This is a genomic window from Tabrizicola sp. (assembly GCF_031377265.1).
Lineage (GTDB): Bacteria > Pseudomonadota > Alphaproteobacteria > Rhodobacterales > Rhodobacteraceae > JAUYQR01.
Map to the genome: position 1 here is coordinate 1 of NZ_JANMET010000303.1, position 3,010 is coordinate 3,010.

The window sequence follows — 3,010 nt, forward strand, 5'->3', positions numbered from 1 at the left end:
CCAAACTCCGGCCAGGTGATCGGCATCATCTCGGCCGCCGCATTCAGCTTCATCGTGCAGGACCCCAGCGGGATCATCGCCCGGTCCAGCGCAAGGTCGCGGTCCGACAGACGCCGCATGTAGCGCATCATCTCGCTCTCGGCCCGGTTCATGTGGAACACCGGATGCGTCAGGTAATCGGTCTTGCGGACCATGTCTTCTGGAAAGCCCAGGGTCGCGCGGTGCGGCGGCACCCCGTCGATGCCAAAGGCGCGCAGCACGCGGATCAGCACCCGCTCGTCGGTGGTCTCGTCCAGCGAAATCCCCACCCGGTCATTGCCGATCTTGCGGAAGTTCAGCCCCTCATGCCGAGCGGCGGCCAGAATGCCTGCCTGCCCGACGCCGACCTCCACCGTGATGGTGTCAAAGAACGCCTTGGGGGAAACCTTGGCCCCCGCCGCCTTCAGCGCCCGCGCCAGCCGGTTGGTCAGGAAATGCACCCGCTCGGCGATGGCGCGCAGCCCCTTTGGCCCATGGAACACCGCATAAAACGAGGCCATCACCGCCAGCAGCGCCTGCGCGGTACAGACGTTGCTCGTGGCCTTTTCGCGCCGGATATGCTGCTCGCGCGTCTGCAGGGACAGCCGGTAGGCCTTGGTCCCACCCGCATCGATCGACACGCCGACAATCCGTCCCGGCATCGACCGCTTCAGATCATCACGGCACGACATGAACGCCGCATGCGGCCCGCCATAGCCCAAGGGCACGCCAAACCGCTGGCTGGAGCCGACGGCAATATCCGCGCCCATGGCCCCCGGTTCCTTCAGCATGCACAACGCCAGAAGGTCGGTCGCCACGATGGCAATCGCCTTGGCCTCATGCAGCCGGGCGATCTCGGCGGTGAAGTCCTGAACATGGCCATAGCTGCCGGGATACTGGAAAATCGCGCCAAACACCTGTGCGGGGTCCAGCTTGTCGACCGTGTCCTCGATGATCGTGATGCCCAGCGGCAGCGCACGGGTACGGATCACCGCAATCGTCTGCGGATGGCAGAACCGGTCCACAAAGAACGCCCGCGCCTTCGACTTGGCACTGCGCTCGGCCATCGTCATCGCCTCGGCCGCCGCCGTCGCCTCGTCCAAAAGGCTGGCGTTCGCCACATCAAGGCCAGTCAGATCACAGATCATCGTCTGGTAGTTGAGCAAAGCCTCCAGCCGCCCCTGCGCGATCTCGGGCTGATAGGGGGTGTAGGCGGTATACCAGGCCGGGTTTTCCAGGATATTCCGCTGAATCGCGGGCGGCGTCACCGTGCCGTAATAGCCCTGCCCGATCAGGCTGGTCATCACCTTGTTCTTCTGGCTGACCTCCTTCATCCGGGCCAGCAACTCGTGCTCGGCCAAAGGCGGCCACGACAAGGGCTTGCTCTGCCGGATCGCCGCAGGAACCGTCTCATCGATCAAAGCATCCAGCGTCTGCACGCCCACCACGTTCAGCATCTCGTCCATTTCGGCGGGGGAAGGCCCGATATGGCGGCGGTTGGCAAAGTCGTAGGGGTTATAGTCGACTGGCGTGTAGGTCATTGGCATCGCTCCGGGATCTCGCGAAACCCGCTCCTCATTCATCTGTCATCAAATATCCCGGGGGTTCGGGGGCTGGCCCCCGATCCCGGACTGTGTCACCCGATCAGGTCCTGATATTCATCCTCGTCCATGAACTGATCCAGCACGCTCAGATCATCCAGCTTCATCTTGAAGAACCATGCCGCCCCGGTCGGGTCTTCGTTCACCAGCGCCGGCGCATCAACCAGCTTTTCATTGACCTCGACAATCTCGCCGTCCAGCGGCGCCAGAATATCCGACGCGGCCTTGACGCTTTCGATCACGCAGACCTCGTCGCCCTCGGCAACCATGGTCTCGACCTCGGGCAGCTCGACAAACACCACGTCGCCCAATTGCGTCGCCGCGTGTTCGGTGATGCCCACGACCACCAGATCGCCTTCGATCCGCAGCCATTCATGATCCTTGGTGTATTTCATCGCATCCTCAGCGTTTGTAGGTTGTTGGTTGGAAAGGAAGATCGGCCACCGTGACCGGCAACCGTTTGCCGCGCACATCGCCTTCCAGCGTGGCACCGGTGGCAGCAAAATGGGTCGCAACATAGCCCATCGCAATCGGGGCCTGCACTGATGGGCCAAAACCGCCAGAGGTCACGCTGCCCAAAGGCGTGCCATCGGGGCCGAAAAGTGCTGTCCCCTCGCGCATCGGCGCGCGGCCGTCCGGGCGCAGGCCGACGCGCTGCCGCTCCGGCCCCTCTGCCAGTTCGTGCAAGATGCGCTCCGCACCGGGAAAGCCGCCTTCGCGCGCGCCACCAGCCCGCCGCGCCTTCTGCAGCGCCCAGACCAGCCCCGCCTCGACCGGGCTCGTGGTCTCGTCGATGTCATGGCCGTACAGGCACAACCCCGCCTCCAGCCTGAGCGAATCTCGCGCCCCAAGCCCGATCGGCATCACCTCCGGCTCGGCCAGAAGTTTGCGCGCAAACGCCTCAGCCCCCGCCATCGGCACCGAAATCTCGAACCCGTCCTCGCCGGTATAGCCAGACCGGCTGACCCAGACATCGCCGATCACCGCCTGATCCATGAACCGCAGCGCAGCCACCCCCGGCAAATGCCGCGCCAGCGCCGCCTCGGCCCGCGGCCCCTGCAGCGCCAGCAAAGCCCGGTCCGTCACCGGCTCCACCGCAACTCCCGGCAAGCCCGCCGACATATGGGCAATATCCGCCGCCTTGCAGGCCGCATTCACCACCACAAACAGAGGATCGCCCCGGTTGGCGAACATCAGGTCATCCAGAATTCCGCCCGTATCATTGGTAAAAAGCCCATAGCGCTGCCGCGCCGGTGCCAGCCCCAGCACATCCACCGGCATCAGCGCCTCGAAGGCCAGACACAGCGCCGCCATCCCGGCCTTTGGCCGCAAGATCACCTGCCCCATGTGGCTCACGTCAAACAGCCCGGCGGCGCGGCGCGTGTGCAGGT

The 3,010-nt window shown here is 64.7% G+C and carries 2 protein-coding genes and 1 pseudogene; all 3 read right to left on the reverse strand.

Features of this window, described 5'->3' with window-relative positions; genetic code table 11:
* Positions 1-1,559 (reverse strand): annotated as a pseudogene (locus tag RMO18_RS16720) (glycine dehydrogenase (aminomethyl-transferring)); the annotation flags it as partial.
* 95 nt (positions 1,560-1,654) lie between these two features.
* Positions 1,655-2,014 carry a glycine cleavage system protein GcvH gene (gene gcvH, locus RMO18_RS16725; protein WP_309667434.1) on the reverse strand — a complete coding sequence of 120 codons (360 nt, stop codon included), beginning with the start codon at positions 2,012-2,014 and terminating at the stop codon, positions 1,655-1,657.
* A gap of 7 nt (positions 2,015-2,021) precedes the next feature.
* The coding region (gene gcvT, locus RMO18_RS16730) for a glycine cleavage system aminomethyltransferase GcvT (RefSeq protein ID WP_309667436.1) at positions 2,022-3,010 on the reverse strand (989 nt) is incomplete at its 5' end.

Coding starts and splice junctions, on each gene's coding strand:
- gcvH (WP_309667434.1), bottom strand. CDS start 2,014: ATGAAATACACCAAGGATCATGAATGGCTGCGGATCGAAGGCGATCTG.